We start from the raw sequence: 24,572 nt of genomic DNA on the forward strand, positions 1-24,572 counted from the left end.
CATGCGTGTACGAATATCGGCAATAAAAAAGAAGCTAAAAGAATCAACCTTTTAGCTTCTTATCCTTCCCAAACTTGTGCTTTCACATGGTAATGAAAATGTTTAAAATATGGATTTTCATAAAATGATGGTCCATATAAGTAGTAATGTGCATGGGCGATTGGTAGTTGCTGCACTTGCATATACATCGGATCAATAATAATTTTTATATATTGATGATCATTATATGGCGAATGATACATTAAAAATGGATTATGCATTGACTCTCTCCCCTTATACATACAAATGCTATAGTATATGCAAGTTTTATATTTTGGGAATTATTTATTGTCTAACCAATCCTCTACATGCTGTATAAACACATCTAAACAATCAATAAACGGTGAATGCCCGCAGTCTTCTAACACCTTCAACTCCGCATTTGGCAAATGTTTCGCTAATTCCTCACCAACTACTTGTGGTACGACATAATCGCGGTCACCTTGTATGACGAGTGTTGGGGCTTGAATACGGTGAATATGTCCATTTCCTCGTACAACACCATTATGTTCATCTGAAATATTAAATGTAACTAATGAATAGTTCACATCAACGAAATTGCGCTGCGTTAACATATCATCTAAATACTTTTCATAACGATCCGGTTCAGGTTGATTATGTGTATATATTAATAGATTCCATACTGTACGGTAATATACTTTATTCATATTTTTTATTGCATCTAGTACGGGGGCAATTTGCACTGGATCTTGCCCAATTTCTTCTTTCGTTTTTAATAAACTCGATACGATTGGTTGCCCGTTAATATCTTTTTTAAATATCGGGTACCCTTTCATTCCAACCGATTCTACTAATATTAGTTTTTCTACAAAAGTTGGGTGGCTCGCTGTAAACTCCATCGCAACACCGCCGCCCATTGACCATCCCATTAATGAAAATTTCTTTAGTTTTAATTTATCTATAAAAAGTTTCACATCTTCCGTAAAGTCTTGCAAAGAATCTATCGGCTTATTATACGTTGATTGTCCAAATCCTCTTAAATCAATTGCGTAAATATGATATTGATTTTGTAGTTTCTCAATAACTAAATCAAAGTGTTGTGACGATGTCATATTTCCATGAATGAGCACGAGTATTTCTTCATTTTGCCTTCCAACTTCTTGATATGCAATCGTTTCTCCGTTCGATAGTGAAACATACTCCATTGTTGCAGGCTTAATCATCACAAGTTCCCCCATTCTTTTAATAGAAAGAAAATTCTTTACTTAATTAAAGAATACCACACAGAATGTATGTTCTCAATATAAAATCTATACGAAATTTCCACATAAAACTGCATGTCTATTACTAGACAGTTATTATAAAAAAGTATATAGTTAGCTAGGTAACTAATTTGAAAGGATCCAAATACATGGACGAAAAACAACATTTTTTCCACATTGTCAGTCAAACTTCTCGTAAGTTTACGAAGAAATTTAATGAACGTGTATCTCCAACAGGATTATTTAGTGCGCAATGGGCTGTTATTTTCCGCATTAATCAAACTGGATCTTGTACCCAAACAGAATTATGTCAGTATTTAAATGTTGAATCACCAACGATGACCCGCACGTTAACACGTATGGAAACGATGGGCTGGATTATTCGTACGGAAGGAAAAGATCGCCGTGAGAAGCTCATTTCCTTATCGGAAACAGCGATAGAAATGATTCCAGTATGGCAAGAAGAAGTTGATTCCTTTGAAGAAAAGACGCTAGAAGGTATTAAAGAAGAAGACTTACATGAAGCTTTTCAATTGTTACAACAAATTATCAAAAATTTAGATCATTAATATGGAGGGATGACGATGCAAAGTGAAAAACTTTGGACGAAGGATTTCCTCGGAACTTGTTTTAGTAGTCTGTTTCTCTTTTTAACATTTTACATGCTTATGACTACTCTGCCTGTCTATGTTATAGACAGCCTAAAAGGAAAACCTGAGGAAATTGGTTTAGTTGCAACTGTTTTTCTTATTTCATCTGTTTTATGTAGACCATTCACAGGAAAATGGCTCGATGATTTAGGAAGAAAGAAAATATTATTCATTTCACTTTCACTATTTTTAGCCGCTACTGTTATGTATTTCGGTACGCAAAGTTTATTTTTATTACTTGCCCTTCGCTTCTTACATGGTATTGGATTCGGAATGGCAACAACAGCAACTGGAACAATTGTAACTGATGTAGCACCAGCTCATAGACGCGGTGAAGCACTTGCTTATTACGGGGTATTTATGAGTCTACCGATGGTAATTGGTCCTTTTTTAGGTTTAACAATTATTTCTCATTTTTCATTTACTGTACTATTTATCGTTTGTTCAGTATTTTCATTACTCGCATTTTTATTAGGATTACTAGTCAATATTCCGCATGAAGCACCAGTAAACAAACAAAAACGAGAAAAAATGAAATGGAAAGACTTAATTGAACCATCTTCTATTCCAATCGCTCTGACAGGATTTGTTTTAGCCTTTTCTTATAGTGGCATTTTATCCTTTATTCCTATTTATGCGAAAGAGCTCGGTTTAAGCGAAATTGCAAGTTACTTCTTTATTTTATACGCACTTGTTGTGGTCATTTCTCGTCCATTTACAGGGAAAATATTTGATCGTTTCGGTGAAAATGTACTTATTTATCCCGCTATTATTATTTTCACAATTGGGATGTTCATTTTAAGCCAAGCGCAAACTTCATTTTGGTTCCTTGGCGCAGGTATGTTAATCGGTTTAGGATACGGAACATTAATTCCAAGTTTCCAAACGATTGCAATTTCTGCCGCTCCAAACCATCGACGTGGTTCTGCGACAGCTACTTACTACTCGTTCTTTGATAGTGGCATTGGCTTCGGTTCTTTCATTTTAGGTATAGTCGCTGCCAAATCAAGTTATCATAATATGTATTTTATCGCAGCTATTATCGTTGCGTTCACTTTACTTCTATATTATGGATTACACGGACGAAAACAAAAATTCAAGAAACAAAGTACAGACGGACAAATATCTGCTTAACGTTCATAAGGAAAGTAAACTTACCCGTTTACTTTCCTTATTTTGTATTTATTTTAAGACGAGCGTATACTTATAATAGAAACTAAAGGAGGTACCTATATGAATGTAAAGAAATCTCCCCTGCTATTACTGTTACTAGTATTAATATTCGTAGTTACAGGGCTTGGGTTTACTTTTTTTAAAAATAATAAAACGACCCCCACTAAAGCAAATGTCACAAAAGAAAACTGGTTGGACGATCCTTACTTACGCTGGTCGTATACACATATGAAAGAATTTACTTTAATTAATGAAGTAAAAAACAATCCTGACCAAGTTACTCCCTTCCCTACCGCGTTACAAAACTTAGACGATTTTGCTGTGGAGCGTAGATTTGGAAATACAACTCCTCTAAAAAAACTTTTAGACGAAAACAAAACAGACGCTTTTGTCGTTGTACATAATGGACAACTTGTTTATGAGCGATATTTCAATGGATATAACGGGAGTGAACCTCATGGCATGGCATCATTAGCAAAGGTGTTTACTGGTGCAATCATACAATCTCTCGCTGAAGAAAATCTTATTGATGTAGAGAAAACAGCTGACACTTACATAAAAGAATTAAAAAATACACCGTTTGGTAAAGCAACACTTCAGCAATTACTGGACATGCAAGTTTCTGCTGAATACCCTACTCACGGATATATGCAGCTAGGACTAGAAAATCAAGATGCACAACTATATTTAGCTAGTAATATTTTACCCCGAGGTAAAAATTACGAGGGGCCTATGAAAATTTATGATATGTTACTAGAGGCAGAAGAAACCGCACCGCCTGGCTCCGCTTTTTCTTACAATAACGGCTCAAGTGAAACACTCGCTTGGATTATCCGAACAATCACTGAAAAATCATTAGCTGAAAATGTAAGCGAGCAAATTTGGTCTCAAATTGGTATGGAAGAAGACGCTTATTACGTTACAGATGAAACAAAAGTAGAACAAGCAAGCGCTGGTTTAAATGCAACTGCTAGAGATATGGCGAAGTTCGGGCAATTACTTTTAAATAATGGTCAATATAACGGAAAACAAATCGTCCCTTCTTCTATTACAGAAGGTGTAAAAAATGTACAAGAAGGCGAACTCGCAATTGGCAGCGGCGCTTCCATTTCTTATCATAATCAATGGTGGATTCCGCATAATGAACAAGATGCTTTCGAAGTGTTAGGCAGTTACGGACAAACTCTTTACATCGATCCGACAGCAAATATGGTAATCGTCCACTTCTCTTCTAACGCTGCGCCTAGTAATGAAATCCATTCGGTTTATTCCGATATGTATGTTGATATTGCACATCATTTGGAGAAGCTTCCGCGGTAGTGGAGGCTTTTTTATTTACACAAATCCTATTCCAGTTATCACTTGGTTATTAGAAGTTGCCGAAAGGATTACTATTTGAACCACGCCTAAACCCTATTTATAGTGATAATATTTTATAAATTTGAAAAGACTAGTGCTTAGGAAAGGAGGGATTGTGAATGTCTGTGAAAAAGCTATTAACTGGATTAATCATTTCACTTGCGATGATTGTAGTTATTACTACTTTAGGATCACTCCGCGTATTGGCCGAATCCGACGTTGTGAGGCAGCCTATTGAGGTTGAATTGAATGATGATTACTTTAATCCGAATGTCATCACTGTTCCGATTGGGAAAACGACAACGTTGCTATTAAAAAACAAAGGAAATAGAGATCACACCTTTACGGTGAAAAAGCTCGGAATCGACGCTGAGGTCCCGCCAGGAAAAGAAAAAACAATTACCGTAAAACCTGAAACCCCCGGTACATATGAACTAATATGTCGGTTCCACTACTTGAAAGGAATGGATGGAAAAGTAATAGTCAAATAACAAGCAGTACCGACCCTTACTTTTTTATAAAGTGAAACTTAAATTCGCGGGGGTGTCTATCCCCCGTGGATTATGAGCTCTCACTAATCAGTTTTTTACGTGCAGCATAAAATCGTTACGTTGTCGTAGCATACGAAATTTGTGTTTTGTTGGTGCTAGCCCATACCCCAAAGAGTATAATTCCTTTAACGTACAAGGAGTTCCATATATCATTGTAAAAGATCATGAAAATAACACCCAAAAAAGAAACGAACAAAAATGTTCGTTTCTTTTTTGGGTGTTCAATGCTCAAGAAAACTTATAACCGCATAAATATATAGAACGACTAGAGCAAAGGCACATATTCCCATAATTATAATCGCTAGTGCGCTTTTCTCTTGTCTAAACCCTATAATTCCAAGAATAAATGCACTCCACATTGTTACCTTAACCATTGTAGAAAGGTTGGGAATTGAATATCCACTCAACCAGGTAGAGAAACTTACAATTGCTAAAAAAGAGAACAAAGTTAGAACAATAGATAATATATTAATGTGCTTCCCATACTTCAGTTGCATTTCGCTACCCCCTTTTCTTTTCATTAGTGAATAATAGGTAGATTACTATTTTTATTTTATTCTAAATTTTCTTGAAAGTATACAACAAAAAGAAGAGGTTGTCCCAAAAGTCGCTGAATAGTTACTTTTGGGCAACCTCTTTTCTTTATTTTTTACTTTCCTCTAGTTTAGAGATACTTGCTTCTTTTTCAGGTAACGTATCAACAAAATCCTTTTGAGATTTTAATAGGTCAGATTGTTGTATCCAAGCCTTAAGATCATCTAAAGATTTACGGGCTTCTCTTACATCGCCAGTAATATCATTCATGTTCAACTTATTAAATGTAGCTAAAAATTCTTGTTAAATCTCACCTTGCAATGCATTGGCTTGCTTTGTTAATTCTTTATTTTCATCACTTTTTACCTTTTGAACATTATTCATAGCTTTCCCGATTTCATGTTTATCAAAAGCATCTTGCGCTTTCTTTAAATTTTCGGTTTGTTCTAACTTACTTTTAATCTTCTTATCATCCTTCAACTTCAAAGGAATTACTACTACAAGCTGCCAGTAGCAAGATGAATGCTAGAATTAACCCATAAAACTTAACATTTTTCATAGAACCTATGCCTCCCCTTCTATATGCATATACTTACATCATTACAATTTCTGTAAAAAACGAAAGGAATACATGTGTTATCAATTTGATAAATATTCTGTTGGAGGCATTATGTATCATTTATTATCTTTTTCGATAGACTGAATATATTCAAAGAAATCCGGTGGTTCTTCCATTGCTTCTTTTTTAAATTTTTCAAGTTCTTCACGTTCACGCGGAGACAATTTTTCTAGTAGGGGTACCACCCCATTATGCAAAAGATAAAAATTGGAAGCCAATAGATGAAAAATAATAATTCCTTATTCAACTAACGAATGCATTAGTTGAACAACCTAAGGCTGCTTCGGTAGCCATTTTTTGTACCAATTGGCAGTTTAGTTTTCAATATGTGAAAAGGGATTTCTAAGTGATTAATTGAATATATATTTATTGTTTACTAATTTTTGGGAGGTCCCTTTATGGGAGATAAGCTTTACTGTATTGCCACATATCAAATTCTTAATGAAGAAAGACTAGGAGCTTCGCACGGTTCTATAATAACTTATAGTGATGCTGTGACAGGATCTCCTGTTAGTGAGCTAGGGTATTTTTTAATTTACTTATTATAGTAACGTAACCGAAGAGGTTGATATGGTGACATATCAACAAACTGAGGTGGTACACTCTCGTCCTCAAGAATTATTTCTTTGGGGTGAAAGTTTTTTTATTATGTCATAATTTAAAGTTTTTGAGAGGAGAAATGATATGAATCCTATTTTATTAGATGTTCCGTTACAAATAGAAACAGACAGACTAATTCTTCGAGCACCACTTCAAGCTGGTGACGGGAATGTAGTATACCAAGCTATTAAGGATTCAATTAATGAGTTAAAACAATGGTTGCTTTTATTCCAGTCAATTCCTACTGTTGAAGAAACGGAAATTATCCTGAGAAATGCCCATATAGATTTTTTGAAAAGAGAAAGCTTTCGCTATCTTATCTATCATAAGGATACTAATGATTTTATTGGAACTGCTAGCCTTCACGGAATTAATTGGAAGATTTCTAAATGTGAAATTGGATACTGGATTAACACTCAATTTAGTGGCAAGGGATATATGACAGAAGCAGTAAGTGAGTTAACAAACCTTGGATTTCAGTTACTCAAATTTAGAAGGATTGAAATACGATGTGAATCTAATAACACTAAAAGTCGTACGATCCCTGAAAAACTAGGTTTTGAGCTGGAAGGGATATTACGTAATGAAGATCTTTCAGCTGACAGTAAAAAACTAACTGATACCTGCATCTATGCAAAGGTAAATTAGATTAAAATTTTAATAATCAATTGAGTCTGTGTACATAGTTTATTCCCCTTCTAATCCGTTATTGTGATTTGTTTAGAACTATAGTACATCAATATGTTTAAAATGAAATGTACTGAAATGGTATATTCTATTAAAACAAGAAGATTTACTTCTCATAATAATAATGTCAGTATTATATACAAATGTTACAATCATTTTATAAATAAATTACTTTATGAAGTTATAAAATTAGGACCGTACATATTAGACATATCTAAAATGTACGGTCCTTTTGTTTACTAGTGGTTCACTTATCTAACCTAAAGATAAGTATGTGGTCCTTTTACAATTTGAATTTCTTTTTAAGCTTCTTATATTTTCTATATGAACGTCTAACAATGTTTAACATGAAATACGGTATTTTAACAGGGAAAGGCAATTTATAAATGAAAGGCAAGTAAAATGTAAAATATGCCTTTTCTAAGTCTCTCCACTTACTATCTTCTTTTGTTTTTAAGAAATCAGATACATCGACTACATATCCCCTTCCGTTTTCCATCATCACATTTTTCCCGTGAACATCACAAGGAGTTAATCCTTGTTCCCTTGCATACTCTATAGCTTCATTGATATCAAGGATTACCTGCTTAGGAATTTTAATCCCCTTATGAATAGCATCGTATAAGGTAATTTCTTTTAAACGTTTCAATACTATGAAATTTCCCCCTTTATATATAAGATTCGAATAAGAAGGATGATTTCCGATTCTTCGGTATACTTCTGACTCTTTTTCAATTCCTTCTCCTTCTCGCGCGTAAACTTTCACTACCCAATCTTTGTATTCTTTGTGCATAAATACTGCTGCATAATTACCTGTCCCTAAACACTTCCAAAGTCTAGGAATATCTTTAACTACTACAGGCTCGAATTCATCCTCACTTCTTATGCTTACCTCTTTTAATAATTCGTCCTTTATCAATCCCACAAAACTATTTATACTCATCATTCCCACTCCGGTTTTGCTAAAAGGGGTTCCACCCCATACCCATCAAGTTAAAAAGTACATTCTTCCCTAATACGAAAAAATGAGCAGACTTCACTAAGTAACTAACTTTAGAGAAATAAATTTTTCATTTAGGGGGGTACTTCAAAACCTTACAATGGATATTCTACGCAAATATATACTATTGATACAATAAGTTATGTTAACTTCACATGATTATATTATACAAAAACTCAGCAAATACCGTTACAAAAAGTGTACAATCCATATCTACTCTCTCTAAATAGTTTATTGCGAATCTATTTTAAGGAGATCAGTAAATGGCATATTATGTAGGCTTAAATATATTTGTTGCCCCAAGTGCTAATAGTAGTAATGATAGACTTGCTCAAATGTTTATAGGAGCTCAAGACTATTGGAGTCAACATGGAATAAATCTAAATTCCCGTTGGCATTTTTCCCCAGATGTTAATCCTCAAAACTATTGATTTACCTATACCAATGAAGAGTATTCCGCAGATAAAATTGACTGTTTTAATCCAGATACTTTAAATAATTTACTCCCATATACTCAAGGAGTTAACGAATGGATTGGATTATTTTTTGTCGGAGGAAATAGATTAGCAGATGGAGAAAACACTGGGTGCACTTCGTATGTACCGATTGTTCAGAATGGTGAAATAACGAGCGGTGCCGACCCTTACTTTTTTATAAAGTGAAACTTAAATTCGCGTGGGTGCCCATCCCCCGCAGATTATGAGCTCTCACTAATCAGTTTTTTACGGGCAGTATAAGATCTTTACGTTGTCGTAGCGTACTAAATTTGTGTTTTGTTGGTGCTACCCCCTCGCTATCAACCTAAGAAAAGTAAATATCCCCAGAACGAAATTTTTTGCTAACTTGTAGCAAAAAAACTCATTTTTTCGTTTTGGGGTAATTCTGAATGCTTAAGTTGATGAGCATGTGTAAAGAAGGCCATTTTGATTAATCTTTATTCGAGATGCCTTCTTTTTGTTTGTAAAGAATCCCTTCATAAATTGTTTTTATTTTCATATAGTGAAAATAAGTTTTGTAAAAGTATGAAAATAACAAATTAATAAAAAACATTTTTATTAATTTGTAAATACGAAAGTAAACTTTTAAATAAAAATTTACTTTCAATGTCATATAAGAAGAACAAAAGATAAGTCGTCTTTTGTTCTTAACAGGATCTTACCAGCAGCATCCGTTACTTTAGAAACACTCCTATGAGATATAATTATTGATGGTGCTTTTTAGGTGATATACTGGAGGTAGATTACTCATCTAATGATGAAGGGAGGTTTACGCGTATGGAAGTAACATTTACAGTAAGTAAATGGGATGAAAAGCCAGTCAATGACACTAGAAAAGATTTCCCTATTAATATTGCCCATGTCGAATATGATATTGACGGTGAATTAAAAGGAAAAGCTTTTGTTGAATATTTATTATATTATTTAGAATCAACTATAGATGATGGTCACTTGGCTACCGCTAAAATTTCCGGATTTTTACATTTTGAAGGAATTTATAAAGGAAAACGAGGGACATTTACAGCTATAGAGCAAGGGATATTTGATAAAGGAAATCTAGATTCCCCTGCAACAATCATCAAAGCTACTGGTGAATTAGAAAGCCTGAAAGGGTCCTATAATTATAAGTTTACAGGTCAAACCAGTAAAATGATTCTAGACTTTGAATTCTAACAAAATATCTTATAATTTAGCAAAAAGGGCATCCACTGTAATACTAGGAATGTCCTTTTTAAAACTAAATTATACCGAAAAACAAGACTCAAAATTTTCAATGGGAGGAAATGATATGAGGATCACGATACAAGAATATGTGGTCAATGAAATAGATTCAGGACCATATGGAATAACCGTAGGAAAAGACGGAGCATTGTGGTTTACAGAACAGAAAGGGAATCGAATTGGTAGAATAAATGCTACTGGTGAAATAAATTCTTTTCCCATTCCGACAGCAAATGCAGGAGCTATGTCAATTATCTCGGACCAGAACGGTGACTTATGGTTTACGGAATATAACTCAAGCAAGATCGGGAAAATGTCGATGAACGGTCTTTTTGAAGAATATGTACTCCCTACAACGAACGCTGCACCTTTTGGCATAACGGAAGGCCCAGATGGAGCAATATGGTTTACAGAAATGAATAATGGTAGGATCGGAAGAATAACAAAGTCAGGGGAAATCACCGAGTTTGAATTGCCTAACTCCAAATCATCCCCCTCTTTTATTACTCTGGGATCAGACGGTGCATTATGGTTTACACAGAATCAGAACAATAGGATTGGGAGAATAACCACTAAAGGTGAGGTCAAAGAATATCCAATCCCAACACCCAACTCCGGGCCAGTTGGAATTGCGAGCGGACCAGATGGAGCAATATGGTTTGTGCAAATCATGGGCAATAAAATTGGTAGAATTACGTTCGAAGGTGAGGTCAAAGAATTTGTTATACCGACGCCGAACGCTCGTCCTCATGCCATAATACCCGGGAAGAACAGAGATCTTTGGTTCACAGAATGGGGAGGTAACCAAATCAGCCGTATTACAGTTGAAGGAGTTATTACGGAATATACGATACCTACAAATAATGCAGAGCCACATGGTATCACGATTTGTCCGGATGGCGATCTTTGGTTCGCTGAAGAGTGTAATCAAATTGGACGTCTAACAATCATTACGTAATAGGGATATCGTCCATCGCCATCAAGGTAAAATGACATCATATTTCAAAAATAAAAAAGACCAATTACGGTCCTTTTTTCTATCTCTCTTATACAAGCACTATGACTGTGTAACTTTATTAGAAACAAGTAATTTTTCAATACATATAGGTAACATATCTAATAGCGTTTCAAATGCGTAATTTACGTCCAGACGCTCCGTCCATTGATGTGCATCTTTTCCTACCGGCCCCATATTTAATACTGGAACGTCAAACTCTTCTAATTCCTGAAGTGGAATTGAATAACCTTTATCCCATAATGGCATATTGTCTACAAGAGAACTCATTGAGTCCAATGGGTACTGCAAGCCCACATAGCTCAAGTCTGAAATTCCTCCAAAATAATTTTGATTTTCAAATGTAATGCTATGATTATAGTGGGCATACTTTTCCATTTCTACAACTACCTCTTTAATTAAAGGATTGTTGCGTGAACTCACAGCTGGATAGTATGGCGGAGCAAAGAAAAGTACAATCATCGGAGCCTTTTCTTTACATAAGATAGATAATTTGTCTACTAAATCAATGGTTACCGCACGATCATCTTTATCTTCTCTATTTTTTATAATATTAGATTGAATTTCATCTATTTTTTCTCTTCCATGTTGTTCAATTGCATAAGTGATAAGCTCTTCATACGTTAATACATTTACTTTGAGATTAGGTGGTATGAACGGATTATGCTTAGAAAAATGATACGCTCGCTCCTCATACGATTCTTCGATTTTCTCTGCTACTTTCGTTACTTTTTGACGTAATAATGAAACTACATCTGTCATCGTTTTTTCTAGTAAAAACAAGTTAAATAATGTGACAGCACGATGAGGAATTTGTACAGAATAATCCTCCTTTAAGTCTCTTTGAAGCAAGTTAGTTGGTGGTGGACTCGCTTCACCATCTACAATATCACAAAGGTCCGTATTCAACTCTAATTCTGCTGTTAATAATGCAGCCATATAACTCCCATTTAATCCTGCAAAAGGTTCGCCTACATGTGTCTCTTTTCCATAGCAAAGGAAACCAGGTAACACCTTACCAATAGAACCAGTATAAATATACTTATTTTGGTCACCAGGATGCCTTGAAAACATAGGCTCTGAATTTAGAACCGTTTTATACTCTAAGTCATGTTCTCTTGCTAAGTCTAATAATCTCGGAACAGCAGCCCTCATCCCTACAGAGTTCACTTCTTCATCTGGAACAGCTAATAAAATAACATTCCCATCAAATCTTCCTTCACAAGCTTGCTCAACCATTGCCATTTGTAAAGCTAGACCACATTTCATATCCATTGTTCCTCTACCAAATAGCCAATCTCCTTGTTCTATATCTTCACGTACGTGATCTGGTAGCTCATCTTTATGAGAATAAAACATAGATGTTAACTTTTTAGGGTTAAATGCATCTTCTTTCCACACTCCGTAATCTTGTACATCTACAACATCAAAGTGACTAACAAGAATTACGGTATTTTTCGTACTATCACTTTTCTTTACTAGCGCTGTAACAAAATATCTTCCATCCCCGGTCGGATTTTTTTGCAAATGATGCGGATTTTGTTTGAAATACTGTAAGTCTGATAATTGTCCTACAACAAAGTCTGGTAATATAACTTCAGCTTCTGAACCTGTAATACTAGGAATTTCAACAAGATTGCTTAATAATTGCACTAATTGTTCTTTTGATTGCCACTTTGACATATAAATCCCCCTATTTTTCCGCATTATGAAAATCAATTCCAATATATGAATAAAAAATGACGACAGCTATCAAAATTATAATTCTGATGTACTGCCGATTTTTATTGATATTTCATGAGCTGCTTGTTTTACCTTACTAATAAGAAAAGATAGTCGATCATCATTAATTCGATGACTAATTAACCCAACACTTAATGCTCCTACTACTTTATGATTAAATCCGATAATAGGTGCAGCTACTGATGCTGTCCCTTCTGTTTTTTCACCATAACTGACAGCATATCCTTCATTTCTTATTTGCTTTATTTGATCGAAAAGAATTTGCTTTTGTTCTGGTAAAGAAGAAAGTAAATGTTCTACAATGTGTTCCATTTCATTCGTGTTCATATTGGCAAGCATCGTTTTATTTGCGGCGCCAATTGAAAGTGGAATCTGTTCCCCTAAGTTATCGATAACTCGAATTTTTAAAGGGCTATCAATTCTTTCAATGATAATAGAATGTGTTCCATTTGGAATGTTCAAATAAACACTTTCTTCAACTTCAGAGGCCAAACGCTTCATTACTTCTCTTGCAACAGATCTGTAGTCTACCTTCTCCAATTGACGTAATCCTATTTCCATCCACATTGGCCCAATCTTGTACTGTTTTGTTTCTGAAATTTGCGTAACTAACCCATGCTCCATCAAAGAGTTCAGTAACCTATGTACTGTACTAACCGGGAGATGTGTTCTATCAGCTATATCAGAAATAGCCCAATACTCTTTTTCATTTGTAGAATTCAGTAACTTAATAATACCTATCGCTCGATCAATGGACTGTACCATAACTCGCCTCAACTTTACTTATAGTATGTTTAGCCTAATTAACTATCAATTTAACAAAAATTCAAACTGAAATCAATTAATTTATTTAATTTTCTAAAAATAGAGATATAACACTATCAAAAAAATGAAAACGCAAACAAAAAAAATATTGACTTTTCTTTTTAATTATCTGAAAATTAGAACAAGATTTCACATCACGGAATACATTCCATAATACGGAAAAATATCAATCTTCATACTACCAATTATGAAAGTGAGGAAAACAATGACGCAAGTAAACAATACAAACAATGAATTAAAGCGCACGATGAAAGGTAGACATTTATTCATGATTGCACTCGGTGGTGTGATTGGAACGGGGTTATTTAACGGATCTGGTTTTATTATAAGTCAAGCTGGACCTGGTGGATCCGTACTTGCCTTTATGGCCGGTGGATTATTAATGTATCTCGTTATGCTATGTCTTGGTGAGCTTGCTGTAGCAATGCCAGTTTCAGGTTCCTTCCAGGAATATGCCACTAAGTTCATCAATCCCGCAACTGGATTTACCATCGGATGGTTGTATTGGCTAAGCTGGGCGAATACGACTGGTCTTGAATTTACAACTGCTGGTATTACAATGCAGCGATGGTTTCCTGATATTCCTGTCTGGGTTTGGTGTTTAATATTTGGTGTTACAATATTCACTATTAACGCATTATCCGCTCGTAGTTATGCAGAAACAGAATTTTGGTTTTCAAGTATAAAAGTATCTGCCATTATCGCTTTCATTATTCTTGGCGGCGCCGCTATGTTCGGTTTTATTGATTTAAAAGGAAACGAACCCGCTCCGCTTCTTTCAAATTTCGTAAATCATGGTGGTTTATTCCCAAATGGACTTGCCGCTATCTTATTAACAATGGTTACAGTCAATTATTCCTTCCAAGGTACAGAACTTGTTGGAATCGCAGCAGGTGAAAGTGAAGATCCAGCAAAGACTTTACCTCGTTCTATTAGAAATATAATATGGCGCACAATGTTTTTCTTCGTCTTAGCAATCTTTGTTCTCGTGGCTTTAATTCCTTGGGAAGAGGCAGGATTAACAAAAAGTCCGTTTGTTGCTGTATTTGATAATATAGGTATTCCATATGCAGCTGATATTATGAACTTTGTTATTCTTACTGCTGTTCTTTCTGTCGCAAACTCAGGACTGTACGCCGCAACTCGAATGCTTTGGTCATTATCAAAAAATGATATGGCTCCAGCCTTTTTAAAGAAATTATCATCACGAGGGATACCTCTAAACGCTTTACTCTTGACGATAGCTATTTCTGCTTTTTCTCTTTTGACAAGCGTTGTAGCTGCTGAAACGGTTTACTTATGGCTGATTTCAATTTCTGGAGTCATTACAATTATTGTTTGGATGTCAATTTGTGTTTCTCAATTCTTTTTCCGTAAACATTATTTAGCCGAAGGTGGAAAATTAGAAGACTTAAAATTTAAAACTCCACTTTATCCACTTGTACCAATTCTTGGTTTTGGATTGTATGGCATTATATTAATAAGTCTTATCTTTATCCCAAGTCAAAGACTAGGAATCTATTGCACTGTACCATTTATCATCTTTTGCTACACCTACTATCACTTTAAGATAAAGAAAAGAATTGCTACTAACACTCATACAGAGACTAAAATTAGCGAAACTTCTTAATACTATACTTAAAAACCCGCACATTGCTTTTACTTCATGTGCGGGCTTTTCTCATTGCTTTATTCATTTTTCCAGGTCCCCTATTTCCCCCTTACTATTGCAAGGATTATTTAGGCGAACTATAAGTTGAAGAGTTATCCTCAAACGAGTCAGTATTGCTATACCCTTTAGCTCAGATTTCAATTGTATCTTGCTTTTGTTTCCCAAGTTCTGCGAAGAATGATGTCGGTATCGTTAATGTAGTAAATGCTACACCAGCAATTATGATGTTTTACTGTTCATAAGTTGCTGATTTTCCTTACTATTACTCTTTTGTTTTGATATATTAAATACATACTACGTCACATTAAAAATTAAAAGACAGACAGGAGTTAGATACGATGATAAAAGGTTTCGGAGGAATATTTTGGAGAACTAAGAATCTTGATGTTATAAAAAAATGGTACAGTGAAGTGTTGAAGATTGAAATAGAAAATTGGAATGGGACTGTGATTAAACCCGAATTAGGAACTGAGACTATCTTTTCTTTCTTTGCCGAGAATGACAGTTATTTTCCTACAGAACAACAAGTGATGTTAAATTTCCAAGTACATAATCTAAACGAGACTATTCAGCATCTTGAACAAATTGGTGTACCTCTTGAAAAGAAAGAAGAGATTAGTGAATTTGGAAAGTTTATTTGGATTAAAGATCCTGAAGGTCGATTGATCGAACTTTGGGAGAAATAGCCGGTTGTAATCATTTGCTATTAAGCTAACAGGTGCTTTAGTTCAATAAAAAAGTTGATTCCTTTGAAGTGCACCTTCGTTTATTAGACACAGTCTAACAATCGGAGGTGCACTTTTTTAATCTAAATTAATACTTTTAATAAAATCAAAATGATTTTCATCAGCTAATTTATCGATATAACCTGTTATATACAGATTTGCTTTAGATACTTCTGTATTCTTAAACTCAGAATAAAAATCAGGAGAAAATGATACTTCTAAAACAATACTATCCCCAGGTTTAATGTTTAACTTATTACCTTTAGCTAACACTCTAAATGGATTTGTTGTTTGTCCAGAAACAGTAGGTGATTTAGGAAATGAAAACATAACATTATTTTGTGCAATAACATAATCGGTATTATTAGTCATTTTTATTTTATAAGATATTTCAGTGTTCATATTAATATTTTTAGAAATTAATTCATACACTATTCCATTTTCAATATCTGCTTGTTTAAAAGTAATATTATTTTTACTAGAACAAGCACTCAAAATAAAAAACAAAACCAATATGATTATTCCACATTCTTTTTTCATTGATTTATTACCACCTATCAGTAAACACTATATTCTCTTTGGATTGTCATACCATTTGAAACGTACGTAACACTAGTAGTACTCTAAAAGCTAGAATTAGAGCCGATAATGACAGTAGCATCCAGTTCCTTGTTTCTAGCCACTTTCGTGGTAAGCCCAGCACCAGCAAAGATTTCAAAGGCCTGGGGTGCCTGAAATTCGCTCGTCTCTATCAAAAGATGTCCATCCAAAGCTAACCAGAGTAAAGCTTCTTCTACCACTCTTCGCAGAATGTTAAGACCATCCTCACCTCCGTCAAGCGTCACATTTGGTTCATGTAGGCGTGCCTCCCTGGGGAGAAACTTTATTATTTCGGTAGGAACGTAAGGTACGTTCGCAACTAGGATATTTACATGGCCCTTAAGTGAGTGGGGTAGAGCTTTATACAAGTCACCTTCAAATGCATGACCGCCAAAATTCGTTACATTGCGGCTAGCGCATTGCACTGCGATAGGGTCAATGTCAACAGAATACAATTCCACTCGTCCCAAAGCTGCTGCCAGTGCGGCACCCACAGCACCTGATCCACAACATAGATCAACAATGATATCGCTAGAACGTGACAGAGCCTCTGTTTGATGAACAAGGAACTCGGTACGTTTACGCGGTACAAAAACGCCTCGATCCACTTCTATTCGTAGACCACAAAACTCCGTGTATCCAACAACGTATTCCAGAGGTAAACCGTTGACTCGCATTTCTACCATTTTCATAAGGTCCTCTGGAGTTAGTGCCTCTGACATAAGTAACCGGGTCTCATCTTCTGCGAAAACACAACCAGCGCTCCGAAGCTTGCTAACTATACATTTTTCCATTTTAATATCCAAAAAGAAATTTGTTTTATTCTCTATATTATCTCACCACTTTTGATAAAGTTTGTTTGTAATTCAGAGTTCGTTAAAAATAGCTAATATCCTTCTTCAATAATCTGGATCTTACATACAGTGAAACTTTAATCAGTGGGGGTTTTGTCCATCCCCCACTGATTATTAGCCCTCACCAATCGGGCGTTTACGGGCAGTTATCTCCCACCTAACTTCCTAGCATTCGCCGAATTTCGAGGTGGGAGTTTTACGCCCGTTAATGCGGGGTAAACTGTCATTTGATGGACATATTCGTCTACGACCACCTCTTTCCCTTCTATATAGAGCATTCTTTTCAATTTCTGTTTAAGTCAAATTTAATTAACAGAGGTATAAACGAAAACACATATTTTTACACTATTTCGATTTATATATACAAACTATAATTTTAACGTTTTGGGCTATTTGCTTTGCTTAAGTTGATTTGCATGGGTACTACCCCCTGCCCATCAAGTAAAGAAATACATTCTTCCCCAATACGAAAAAAATGAGTTGACTTCTCTAAGTAACTAACTTTAGAGAAAGAAAATTTTCATTTAGGGGGTACTTCAAAACCTTAGCTTGATGGGCATGTGGTGCTCCCCCATGCCCATCAACTTAAGGATTTAGACTATTCTTAAACTTGAAAGCACGTTACTATTCTCTTATGTTAATGAGAAAGGGTGACGTGCTTTTTATGAATATGCATCAAAAACAAGAGCTGTCTTTATTTGCCGAAGAGTTATATCGATATATGTCTCCCGCTACACTTAATCAATTAGCTATAGAAGCAGGTGGAATGAAACGAAAACGTAAGTGCCATGGGCACCATTTTTTATCTTTGTGTGTATGGTTAAATCAACAAATCGCTACAACCTCTCTTACTCAACTTTGTAGTCAATTAGAAACTTCAACAGGAATTTTATTAAGTCCTGAGGGACTGAATCGACGATTTAACTCGGCTTCTGTAGCCTTCTTTCGAAATGTATTTACTACACTTCTACAAGCTAAAATTGGAGGATCATCTACAATTTCTCATTCTCTTTCTGCTTACTTTGAGCGGATTCGCATCCTTGATTCTACAACCTTTCAAGTTCCAGATCGATTCGCAGCTACTTATCCTGGTGCCGGAGGCTGTAGTCATACAGCTGGTGTGAAAATTCAATTAGAGTATGACTTGTTGAGTGGAGAGTTTTCTGATGTGAAAATTGAACCAGGAAAACGAAGTGATCAGGCATATGGGGCGACTCGAATGGACATGACACAAAAGAATGAACTATATATTCGTGACTTAGGGTATTTTCGTTTACAAGACTTTAAATCGATCCAAGATAAGGAAGGGTATTATTTATCGCGTCTTAAATTACCAACTAAAATATATAGAAAAGAATTCGAAACAGTGGTATTTAAAACAAAACCTGCTCAATTGAGACCGGTATATATACAAATTCATTTGGAAGACATCATGAACCAATTACAACCTGGCCAAGTGTATGAATTACATGATGTATATGTAGGGAGCAAAGACAAACTACCCACTCGCATTGTGGTTTATAGATGTACAGAGGAGCAAAAACAGAAACGTCTACATGATCGAGCTATTCGTGAAAAGAAAAAAGGGATTACATATACAGAGCGTACGAAACTTTTACAAGGAATTACGGTATATATGACAAACATTCCTACGGAATGGGTACCGAAAGAGAAAATCTATGATTTATATTCACTGCGTTGGCAAATTGAGCTGTTATTTAAAATATGGAAATCTTGGTTTCGAATTCATCGTTGTAAATCTATTAAACAAGAGCGATTAGAATGCCACCTTTATGGACAACTCATTAGTATCCTATTATGTTCTTCTACTATGTTTAAAATGAGAGAACTCCTGTTACGTAAGAAACAGAAAGAACTAAGTGAATATAAAGCGATGTACATAATTAAAGATTATTTCTTACTTTTTCATCAAGCACTACATAAAAACACCCAAGAATTATCAAAGATTCTCCTTCGTCTGTTTAACCTCCTACAGCGAAACGGACGAAAATCTCACAGATATGAGAAAAAAACAGTCTTTGATATTTTAGGTGTTGTGTATGAGTATACCACTTCTGCCCATCAGGTAGCATAGCGAAAAATTTGAAACCCGTCAGGGTTTATTTGATGTGCCTACTTTTATAACATCTATAAAAGATAATAAAAAACTACGTGGAAAGACCGCATTTTGTATAAAAATATACGTTAAGTTGATGGATGTGTGGTGCTCCCCCTAAATACAACATAATTTTGATTTTATTTTATTAATTGATGAAGCCCATGGAGTTTTTCCATGGGCTTTTATTTCCGGTATATTAACTTTTCACTATCAAGAGGATAAATAAAAATTTAGAATATAAGTAGTTTACATATTTTCAATGTTTTCCACTAACATGTAGTACCCACCTTCTACTCCTCCAATTAAGTGTTTAATCTTGTTTAAGTGTTCAGAGAAGTCATTTTTTCCTAACCAATTTTTATGATATTCAATACTCATCATAATTGCCTTGTTATTATCAATAGAACGATGTCAACGACTGCTAATCCAACCAAGAATACCTTTTCTCTTAAAGTTAAGTAGTTCTTCAGCTGGGATAACAACTAATTCATCTAATTTACCTGGTTTGGCAGTAAATACATTAATCCACACTATGGCTTTACTAGATTCCATCTAAAAAACCTCCTTGAAATAAAAATCGCCTTCCTACATGGAATAACATAGATATCCGGAAAGTTGATACTGAAACCTACGGTGTTCATAAATACTTCGTCTGTACTTCTAGATCCGTTTTACTTTCATTTTAATGGTATTTTAAGCCCTTGACTTGATAGTGATGCGTATTCCTATGAAAGCTAATATACAAATAACATCAATAAACTTGTAACAATCCCGACCCAAATGCAGAGAATGAAACAATAACCCATGATATCTTTAATTTTCAATCCCAGCACCCCTAAAAGAGGTAGTGCCCAGAACGGCTGAATCAAATTTGTCCATGCGTCTCCCCAGCCTACCGCCATAGCGATAGTAGCCGGATCTACACCTAGCTTCAACCCTGCCGGAACCTGCAGTGGCCCTTGTAAAGCCCATTGTCCCCCGCCAGATGGCGCCAATAAGTTCACCAATCCCGCTGACCAATATGTAAATATATCAAATGTATCCTTTGACGCAATGGATGCCATCCATTCAATGATTGAGCTTCCCAATCCTGAACTACCTAAAACAGCGATAATCCCCGCATAAAACGGAAACTGTAGGATAATTGGAGAAATGGATTGCGCAGATTCTTTGAATCCTTGTGCAAAGTTGCCAAGAGAACCATGCAGGAGCAAACCAAGTGACAAGAAAAACAAATTAATGATATTTAAATCTAAACTATGACCGTTCATGAATTCATAAACACAATACAACGTGCCGATTGCACCTAATACTATTCCTAGGACCGGTGTCCATTCCAGTTTTTCCGCAGTAGTTAAATTCTTTTGAGGAGGTTTTACAAAAGAATTTGTATCTGTTTCGAGTGCTTTATACCTGATAATCCCGCTTTTTGGAGCCATAAGTACAATAATAATTGGCATCGTGATGAATAGAGTGAAAAAAATAATTAGAGTAGAGTAACTAAAGATTGTTTGTGAGGTAGGAATAATTCCAATCATATCTACAAGAAAATGATCCTTTGTGGCAATTGTCAAGCCAATAGAACTAGAGAGACCTGCGCTATATAAGGCTGTCGGAGCATAAGCAGCTGCTACAAGTAATGGAAAATGTGCATTCGGATTCTTTTTCGCTACTTCCTTCGCAATGATCGCTCCCACAACTACCGCTAGTCCCCAATTGATATAGTATGCAATTGCACTGATCAAAAATGTCATTGTATAAGCCTTTTGAGGTGTATCGGCTAACTTTGCAACTGACTGCAAGCCTCTATTAACAAACGGGACAGAAGCTAACGTCATCCCTGTAACCATTAGCAATACCATTTGCATTGTAAACGTTAAATAAGTCCAAAACCCATCCCCCCAAGATTTTACGATTTTGTACGGATTTGAGGGATTCATCAACAAAGCTATAATGAAAGTAAATAAAGTGAGCAGCACAGCAATAACAAAGGCATCTGGGACATATTTCTGAGACCATCTCGAAAATACATTTGCACACCGTGTAAGCAATGATTCTTTCTTTCCTGGATCTGTATTTGTCTCCAATAAGGAATACTTCATAAATATTCTCCTTTCTAAATTTTAATAAGCTAAATATAAATAACATTCCACAAAAGAAAATAAAATCCTTTTGCACTTACAAATTCTTCCCCCCACTCGAATTAAGGAAACTTTTTATCTCTAGCTGCTATTTCCACCTCATAATTCACTTCTATATTTATACAAGAATAATTTATTGTTTATACATTTTTATACATTCTTTATGTATTCCTGTCCTCTAATGTTAAAGCTTCTTTATGTTTAAATGTAAGTGAAATTATATTTTCACCCCTTCATCATGACTATAATTATCCAACCTTAATGTTTCCCTTATAATTCTTTAACTTTTCCCCTAGTTAACTATTAATTTTCACACTAGTAATATCGATATACAAGGAGGATCGCTGGTTCTGGTGTAAACAACGACAGTATTTTTTTGCACCAGAAGTTCCTTTTCCATACCGATCACACACTTTTTTAGAATAATGCTATCATTATGTCCAAGTTTAAGAGAATACTTGCAATTATCTTGAAGTTTTTGCACCAGAACCAAAAATAAGCCCAAAGAATTAAATAATTCTTTGGGCTTATTTTTAAAGTTAGGAAGTTACATTCTTTCTTCCTATAAATAATCTCACAGAACAGGACCATCGTCATGTAAAGCGACAGACACTTTTCCAAATCCGCAGGAATTCAAAACATCCGTCATGCCTCACGTATAGTAAAAGGCATCGAAACCATTCATGCCCTGTATAAAAAAGACGGAGTCTTCAACCAAACTTCGCTTTTCCGACGTATAATGAATTACAGAAGTTATTGATGACTGCAAAAAAATTGTCTTCCTCAACCATAGATCTTTTACATTTCAGTTAATTTTGCAAAAGAAATTAATAAAACATATCTAATTATTGATTCACCGCTTTGGCTACAAGTGCTGCGTATGCTTCTGCACCTACTTTGGTTAAATGCACACCATCAGGTGCAAAGTAGTCTCCCTTTCCAGCACTTGCTGCATACCAATCAACTAGAGTTATATTAGGATATTCAGATACTGTCACTTTCAATCTCTCATTCACGATTGATTCCCACGGACGTGGTACCCTCGTATTAATAAAAATCATTTTACGTTCATTCCCAATTAATTTTATTAATGATACAAGTTGCTCAGTAGTAAAGGCTCCATTTGTACCTAATCCAATAATGACATAGTTTCCTAAATTCCCTTCATTCTTTAACTGTTCAACTACAGGAATCGCTTTTGACAGCTGGCGACCAATTTGTGCATCAATCCTAATATCAGGAAAAGTATTTTTTAAATACGGAGCAATATCAATCAGAACGGAATCACCTATCGCTGTAACGGTGAGAGAATTTTTAGGTTGCGCAGAATTTACTTCTTTTGATTCTTCTTGATTTTGAGGCGTCTCTTGAGTTGGATTTTCCCGAACTGCAACTGGATGTTTCGCCGGTTGTGTTTGTACTGCTTCCACCTTATCTAGTTGAGGATTCTCCTTATCCTTACTAACTAACCCTAAGACGGCTATCGACGAAACGAATAATGCACAAATTAAAGCTAACTTAACACCTAAAGCGACATTTTGAAGTCTTAAATTCTTAAACTGAATGTTTCGGAGCGCACCTTGTCGGATTGGTTTTTCAATAAACTTCCATGAAATTTGCGCAATCATTATAATCAGAAGAAATTGAAGAGTTGCTCTTATTAGTGAAAAATCTCCAGCATTTACTTTTGGAGTTGTCAATGTAAGAATTGGATAATGCCAGAGGTATATGCCATACGACCTTATTCCTATCCAACGTAAAGGTCTAAATCGTAAAAATTGAGCGATGTGGCTCGCTGGATGAGCAAGATTTGCCACTAACAATGCTGTTGCAATTGATAAGAGAACCATTCCCCCATTGTATAGAAACGGATCATATTGATTAGTCTTCCAAAACATAAGCAAAATAATAATAAGAGCAGTTCCTCCCACTACATCAAGAATGAGACGCGCCTTTGGAATAATTTTATTTGCAAGCCTATCGCTTGGCCAAATTAAGGCAAGTGCCGCTCCAATAAGTAAAGAAAAGGCCCTCGTATCTGTGCCATAATAAATTCTGCTCGGATCAGCTCCAGGTTCATACAAAATTGCCATCGCTAAAGCTGAAGCAACAGCTCCCAGACAAATCAATAAAATCATACGGGATTGTTTTTTTATGTGGTAAAGTCCTAAACTAATGATAAACGGCCAGACAACATAGAATTGTTCCTCAACTGCTAACGACCAAAAATGATTCAATGGAGAAAGCTGGTTAAAATTATCAAAGTACGATAATTTATGATAAATATACCACCAGTTACTAACATAAAATAACGCCGCTAATGAATCTCCACGCATTGTTTCAAGTAAAGAGCTATGAAAAATCGTAATCCATGCCAACGTTATAACGAGCATGACAAACATTCCTGGAAGTAATCTCCTTGCTCTACTAAGCCAGAATTTCTTCAAATCAATTCTCTTATTTCTCTTCCACTCCATCGCTAGAATATCTGTAATTAAATAACCTGAGAGTACAAAAAATACAGTAACCCCTAAAAACCCTCCAGGCATCCAACTAAAATTAATATGATACAAAATAACACCTAGTATAGCTAGGCCTCTTAGACTATCTAATCCAACCATATAACGACTATTTTTTTTAAAAGGTTTAGTCACCTACGATCACCTCTATTTCTTGGAAATTAGGTAAACAATAGCGGTATACAATGCTATTAATTTCCTAAAAT

Annotated in this window: 25 protein-coding genes and 1 pseudogene; 13 read left to right on the plus strand and 13 right to left on the minus strand. The window is 35.2% G+C overall.

Annotated elements, in window-relative coordinates; all coding sequences use genetic code 11:
- Nucleotides 1-59: 59 nt before the first annotated feature.
- Nucleotides 60-260 (minus strand): hypothetical protein, encoded by a 201-nt coding sequence (locus MHB76_RS15460; RefSeq protein WP_016105448.1) that lies wholly within the window; start codon nt 258-260, stop codon nt 60-62.
- 60 nt (nt 261-320) lie between these two features.
- Nucleotides 321-1,223, minus strand: coding sequence for an intracellular short-chain-length polyhydroxyalkanoate depolymerase (gene phaZ, locus MHB76_RS15465; protein ID WP_078174461.1), 903 nt, complete (start codon nt 1,221-1,223; stop codon nt 321-323).
- A 188-nt stretch (nt 1,224-1,411) separates the two neighbouring features.
- Here phaZ and MHB76_RS15470 point away from each other — a divergent pair, with 188 nt between their 5' ends.
- From MHB76_RS15470 to MHB76_RS15485, 4 genes are all read left to right on the plus strand, one after another.
- A complete protein-coding gene (locus tag MHB76_RS15470; RefSeq protein WP_002013810.1) occupies nt 1,412-1,831 on the plus strand; it encodes a MarR family winged helix-turn-helix transcriptional regulator in 420 nt (139 codons plus the stop codon).
- Between the two features lie 15 nt (nt 1,832-1,846).
- A complete protein-coding gene (locus tag MHB76_RS15475; protein WP_002128166.1) occupies nt 1,847-3,046 on the plus strand; it encodes an MFS transporter in 1,200 nt (399 codons plus the stop codon).
- Nucleotides 3,047-3,145: 99 nt separating this feature from the next.
- Entirely contained in the window at nt 3,146-4,405 is a 1,260-nt protein-coding gene (locus MHB76_RS15480) for a serine hydrolase domain-containing protein (protein WP_340987055.1), read from the plus strand.
- Nucleotides 4,406-4,563: 158 nt separating this feature from the next.
- The gene (locus MHB76_RS15485; RefSeq protein ID WP_340987057.1) at nt 4,564-4,935 is read left to right on the plus strand and encodes a cupredoxin domain-containing protein; all 372 of its coding nucleotides are present in this window, start codon (nt 4,564-4,566) and stop codon (nt 4,933-4,935) included.
- A gap of 281 nt (nt 4,936-5,216) precedes the next feature.
- On the opposite strand, the gene MHB76_RS15490 is transcribed toward MHB76_RS15485, so the two are convergent.
- From MHB76_RS15490 to MHB76_RS15500, 3 genes are all read right to left on the minus strand, one after another.
- Nucleotides 5,217-5,492: a hypothetical protein gene (locus MHB76_RS15490; RefSeq protein ID WP_002199882.1), complete on the minus strand. Its 276-nt coding sequence runs from the start codon at nt 5,490-5,492 to the stop codon at nt 5,217-5,219.
- Nucleotides 5,493-5,637: 145 nt separating this feature from the next.
- On the minus strand, nt 5,638-5,799 hold the full coding sequence (locus tag MHB76_RS15495) for a hypothetical protein (RefSeq protein ID WP_016105454.1): 162 nt from the start codon (nt 5,797-5,799) through the stop codon (nt 5,638-5,640).
- A 33-nt stretch (nt 5,800-5,832) separates the two neighbouring features.
- Nucleotides 5,833-6,015, minus strand: a complete 183-nt coding sequence (locus MHB76_RS15500) for a hypothetical protein (RefSeq protein ID WP_016105455.1) — start codon at nt 6,013-6,015, stop codon at nt 5,833-5,835.
- A gap of 531 nt (nt 6,016-6,546) precedes the next feature.
- On the opposite strand from MHB76_RS15500, the gene MHB76_RS15505 reads away from it, so the two are divergent.
- Together MHB76_RS15505 and MHB76_RS15510 are read left to right on the plus strand one after the other, a co-directional pair.
- On the plus strand, nt 6,547-6,696 hold the full coding sequence (locus MHB76_RS15505) for a hypothetical protein (protein ID WP_199710399.1): 150 nt from the start codon (nt 6,547-6,549) through the stop codon (nt 6,694-6,696).
- Between the two features lie 136 nt (nt 6,697-6,832).
- Nucleotides 6,833-7,396 (plus strand): GNAT family N-acetyltransferase, encoded by a 564-nt coding sequence (locus MHB76_RS15510; protein ID WP_078174464.1) that lies wholly within the window; start codon nt 6,833-6,835, stop codon nt 7,394-7,396.
- Nucleotides 7,397-7,718: 322 nt separating this feature from the next.
- Here the strand turns inward: MHB76_RS15510 and MHB76_RS15515 are convergent, their stop codons facing one another.
- On the minus strand, nt 7,719-8,378 hold the full coding sequence (locus tag MHB76_RS15515) for a serine/threonine protein kinase (RefSeq protein WP_033710909.1): 660 nt from the start codon (nt 8,376-8,378) through the stop codon (nt 7,719-7,721).
- A 320-nt stretch (nt 8,379-8,698) separates the two neighbouring features.
- Here MHB76_RS15515 and MHB76_RS15520 point away from each other — a divergent pair, with 320 nt between their 5' ends.
- The 3 genes from MHB76_RS15520 (at nt 8,699) to MHB76_RS15530 (ending at nt 11,111) form a co-directional block, all read left to right on the plus strand.
- Nucleotides 8,699-8,866: a hypothetical protein gene (locus MHB76_RS15520; protein WP_165762892.1), complete on the plus strand. Its 168-nt coding sequence runs from the start codon at nt 8,699-8,701 to the stop codon at nt 8,864-8,866.
- Between the two features lie 843 nt (nt 8,867-9,709).
- Nucleotides 9,710-10,105 carry a DUF3224 domain-containing protein gene (locus MHB76_RS15525; RefSeq protein WP_078174465.1) on the plus strand — a complete coding sequence of 132 codons (396 nt, stop codon included), beginning with the start codon at nt 9,710-9,712 and terminating at the stop codon, nt 10,103-10,105.
- 115 nt (nt 10,106-10,220) lie between these two features.
- On the plus strand, nt 10,221-11,111 hold the full coding sequence (locus tag MHB76_RS15530) for a Vgb family protein (protein ID WP_078174466.1): 891 nt from the start codon (nt 10,221-10,223) through the stop codon (nt 11,109-11,111).
- A gap of 99 nt (nt 11,112-11,210) precedes the next feature.
- Here MHB76_RS15530 and MHB76_RS15535 read toward each other — a convergent pair whose 3' ends face one another.
- Together MHB76_RS15535 and MHB76_RS15540 are read right to left on the minus strand one after the other, a co-directional pair.
- Nucleotides 11,211-12,851, minus strand: coding sequence for a M20 family metallopeptidase (locus MHB76_RS15535; protein WP_340987066.1), 1,641 nt, complete (start codon nt 12,849-12,851; stop codon nt 11,211-11,213).
- A gap of 75 nt (nt 12,852-12,926) precedes the next feature.
- Nucleotides 12,927-13,676: an IclR family transcriptional regulator gene (locus tag MHB76_RS15540; RefSeq protein ID WP_002120836.1), complete on the minus strand. Its 750-nt coding sequence runs from the start codon at nt 13,674-13,676 to the stop codon at nt 12,927-12,929.
- 265 nt (nt 13,677-13,941) lie between these two features.
- On the opposite strand from MHB76_RS15540, the gene MHB76_RS15545 reads away from it, so the two are divergent.
- Both MHB76_RS15545 and MHB76_RS15550 read left to right on the plus strand, forming a co-directional pair.
- Nucleotides 13,942-15,366: an amino acid permease gene (locus MHB76_RS15545; protein ID WP_002161112.1), complete on the plus strand. Its 1,425-nt coding sequence runs from the start codon at nt 13,942-13,944 to the stop codon at nt 15,364-15,366.
- A 380-nt stretch (nt 15,367-15,746) separates the two neighbouring features.
- The gene (locus tag MHB76_RS15550) at nt 15,747-16,094 is read left to right on the plus strand and encodes a VOC family protein (RefSeq protein WP_002033235.1); all 348 of its coding nucleotides are present in this window, start codon (nt 15,747-15,749) and stop codon (nt 16,092-16,094) included.
- A 117-nt stretch (nt 16,095-16,211) separates the two neighbouring features.
- On the opposite strand, the gene MHB76_RS15555 is transcribed toward MHB76_RS15550, so the two are convergent.
- Together MHB76_RS15555 and MHB76_RS15560 are read right to left on the minus strand one after the other, a co-directional pair.
- A complete protein-coding gene (locus MHB76_RS15555; RefSeq protein ID WP_078174469.1) occupies nt 16,212-16,673 on the minus strand; it encodes a hypothetical protein in 462 nt (153 codons plus the stop codon).
- Nucleotides 16,674-16,756: 83 nt separating this feature from the next.
- Entirely contained in the window at nt 16,757-17,527 is a 771-nt protein-coding gene (locus MHB76_RS15560; protein WP_078174470.1) for a putative protein N(5)-glutamine methyltransferase, read from the minus strand.
- Nucleotides 17,528-18,251: 724 nt separating this feature from the next.
- Between MHB76_RS15560 and MHB76_RS15565 the strand changes: the two genes are divergently transcribed.
- Nucleotides 18,252-19,682, plus strand: coding sequence for an IS4-like element ISBce2 family transposase (locus MHB76_RS15565; RefSeq protein ID WP_080019313.1), 1,431 nt, complete (start codon nt 18,252-18,254; stop codon nt 19,680-19,682).
- A 435-nt stretch (nt 19,683-20,117) separates the two neighbouring features.
- On the opposite strand, the gene MHB76_RS15570 is transcribed toward MHB76_RS15565, so the two are convergent.
- Together MHB76_RS15570 and MHB76_RS15575 are read right to left on the minus strand one after the other, a co-directional pair.
- On the minus strand, nt 20,118-20,258 hold the full coding sequence (locus MHB76_RS15570; protein WP_016105466.1) for a hypothetical protein: 141 nt from the start codon (nt 20,256-20,258) through the stop codon (nt 20,118-20,120).
- Between the two features lie 182 nt (nt 20,259-20,440).
- Nucleotides 20,441-21,808 (minus strand): short-chain fatty acid transporter, encoded by a 1,368-nt coding sequence (locus MHB76_RS15575; protein WP_016105467.1) that lies wholly within the window; start codon nt 21,806-21,808, stop codon nt 20,441-20,443.
- A gap of 603 nt (nt 21,809-22,411) precedes the next feature.
- Here MHB76_RS15575 and MHB76_RS15580 point away from each other — a divergent pair.
- Nucleotides 22,412-22,660, plus strand: a pseudogene (locus tag MHB76_RS15580) (hypothetical protein); the annotation flags it as partial.
- A 32-nt stretch (nt 22,661-22,692) separates the two neighbouring features.
- Here MHB76_RS15580 and MHB76_RS15585 read toward each other — a convergent pair.
- The gene (locus MHB76_RS15585) at nt 22,693-24,501 is read right to left on the minus strand and encodes an acyltransferase family protein (RefSeq protein WP_078174472.1); all 1,809 of its coding nucleotides are present in this window, start codon (nt 24,499-24,501) and stop codon (nt 22,693-22,695) included.
- Nucleotides 24,502-24,572 lie beyond the last annotated feature (71 nt).

Origin of the sequence: Bacillus sp. FSL M7-1345, assembly GCF_038006985.1 — a bacterium.
Lineage (GTDB): Bacteria > Bacillota > Bacilli > Bacillales > Bacillaceae_G > Bacillus_A > Bacillus_A cereus_U.

What these genes read in the sequence shown, in the direction of transcription:
- MHB76_RS15460 (WP_016105448.1), bottom strand. Translation starts at nt 260, where the DNA reads ATGCATAATCCATTTTTAATGTATCATTCGCCATATAATGATCATCAA.
- phaZ (WP_078174461.1), bottom strand. Translation starts at nt 1,223, where the DNA reads ATGATTAAGCCTGCAACAATGGAGTATGTTTCACTATCGAACGGAGAA.
- MHB76_RS15470 (WP_002013810.1), top strand. Translation starts at nt 1,412, where the DNA reads ATGGACGAAAAACAACATTTTTTCCACATTGTCAGTCAAACTTCTCGT.
- MHB76_RS15475 (WP_002128166.1), top strand. Translation starts at nt 1,847, where the DNA reads ATGCAAAGTGAAAAACTTTGGACGAAGGATTTCCTCGGAACTTGTTTT.
- MHB76_RS15480 (WP_340987055.1), top strand. Translation starts at nt 3,146, where the DNA reads ATGAATGTAAAGAAATCTCCCCTGCTATTACTGTTACTAGTATTAATA.
- MHB76_RS15485 (WP_340987057.1), top strand. Translation starts at nt 4,564, where the DNA reads ATGTCTGTGAAAAAGCTATTAACTGGATTAATCATTTCACTTGCGATG.
- MHB76_RS15490 (WP_002199882.1), bottom strand. Translation starts at nt 5,492, where the DNA reads ATGCAACTGAAGTATGGGAAGCACATTAATATATTATCTATTGTTCTA.
- MHB76_RS15495 (WP_016105454.1), bottom strand. Translation starts at nt 5,799, where the DNA reads ATGAATGATATTACTGGCGATGTAAGAGAAGCCCGTAAATCTTTAGAT.
- MHB76_RS15505 (WP_199710399.1), top strand. Translation starts at nt 6,547, where the DNA reads ATGGGAGATAAGCTTTACTGTATTGCCACATATCAAATTCTTAATGAA.
- MHB76_RS15510 (WP_078174464.1), top strand. Translation starts at nt 6,833, where the DNA reads ATGAATCCTATTTTATTAGATGTTCCGTTACAAATAGAAACAGACAGA.
- MHB76_RS15515 (WP_033710909.1), bottom strand. Translation starts at nt 8,378, where the DNA reads ATGAGTATAAATAGTTTTGTGGGATTGATAAAGGACGAATTATTAAAA.
- MHB76_RS15520 (WP_165762892.1), top strand. Translation starts at nt 8,699, where the DNA reads ATGGCATATTATGTAGGCTTAAATATATTTGTTGCCCCAAGTGCTAAT.
- MHB76_RS15525 (WP_078174465.1), top strand. Translation starts at nt 9,710, where the DNA reads ATGGAAGTAACATTTACAGTAAGTAAATGGGATGAAAAGCCAGTCAAT.
- MHB76_RS15530 (WP_078174466.1), top strand. Translation starts at nt 10,221, where the DNA reads ATGAGGATCACGATACAAGAATATGTGGTCAATGAAATAGATTCAGGA.
- MHB76_RS15535 (WP_340987066.1), bottom strand. Translation starts at nt 12,851, where the DNA reads ATGTCAAAGTGGCAATCAAAAGAACAATTAGTGCAATTATTAAGCAAT.
- MHB76_RS15540 (WP_002120836.1), bottom strand. Translation starts at nt 13,676, where the DNA reads ATGGTACAGTCCATTGATCGAGCGATAGGTATTATTAAGTTACTGAAT.
- MHB76_RS15545 (WP_002161112.1), top strand. Translation starts at nt 13,942, where the DNA reads ATGACGCAAGTAAACAATACAAACAATGAATTAAAGCGCACGATGAAA.
- MHB76_RS15550 (WP_002033235.1), top strand. Translation starts at nt 15,747, where the DNA reads ATGATAAAAGGTTTCGGAGGAATATTTTGGAGAACTAAGAATCTTGAT.
- MHB76_RS15555 (WP_078174469.1), bottom strand. Translation starts at nt 16,673, where the DNA reads ATGAAAAAAGAATGTGGAATAATCATATTGGTTTTGTTTTTTATTTTG.
- MHB76_RS15560 (WP_078174470.1), bottom strand. Translation starts at nt 17,527, where the DNA reads ATGGAAAAATGTATAGTTAGCAAGCTTCGGAGCGCTGGTTGTGTTTTC.
- MHB76_RS15565 (WP_080019313.1), top strand. Translation starts at nt 18,252, where the DNA reads ATGAATATGCATCAAAAACAAGAGCTGTCTTTATTTGCCGAAGAGTTA.
- MHB76_RS15570 (WP_016105466.1), bottom strand. Translation starts at nt 20,258, where the DNA reads ATGGAATCTAGTAAAGCCATAGTGTGGATTAATGTATTTACTGCCAAA.
- MHB76_RS15575 (WP_016105467.1), bottom strand. Translation starts at nt 21,808, where the DNA reads ATGAAGTATTCCTTATTGGAGACAAATACAGATCCAGGAAAGAAAGAA.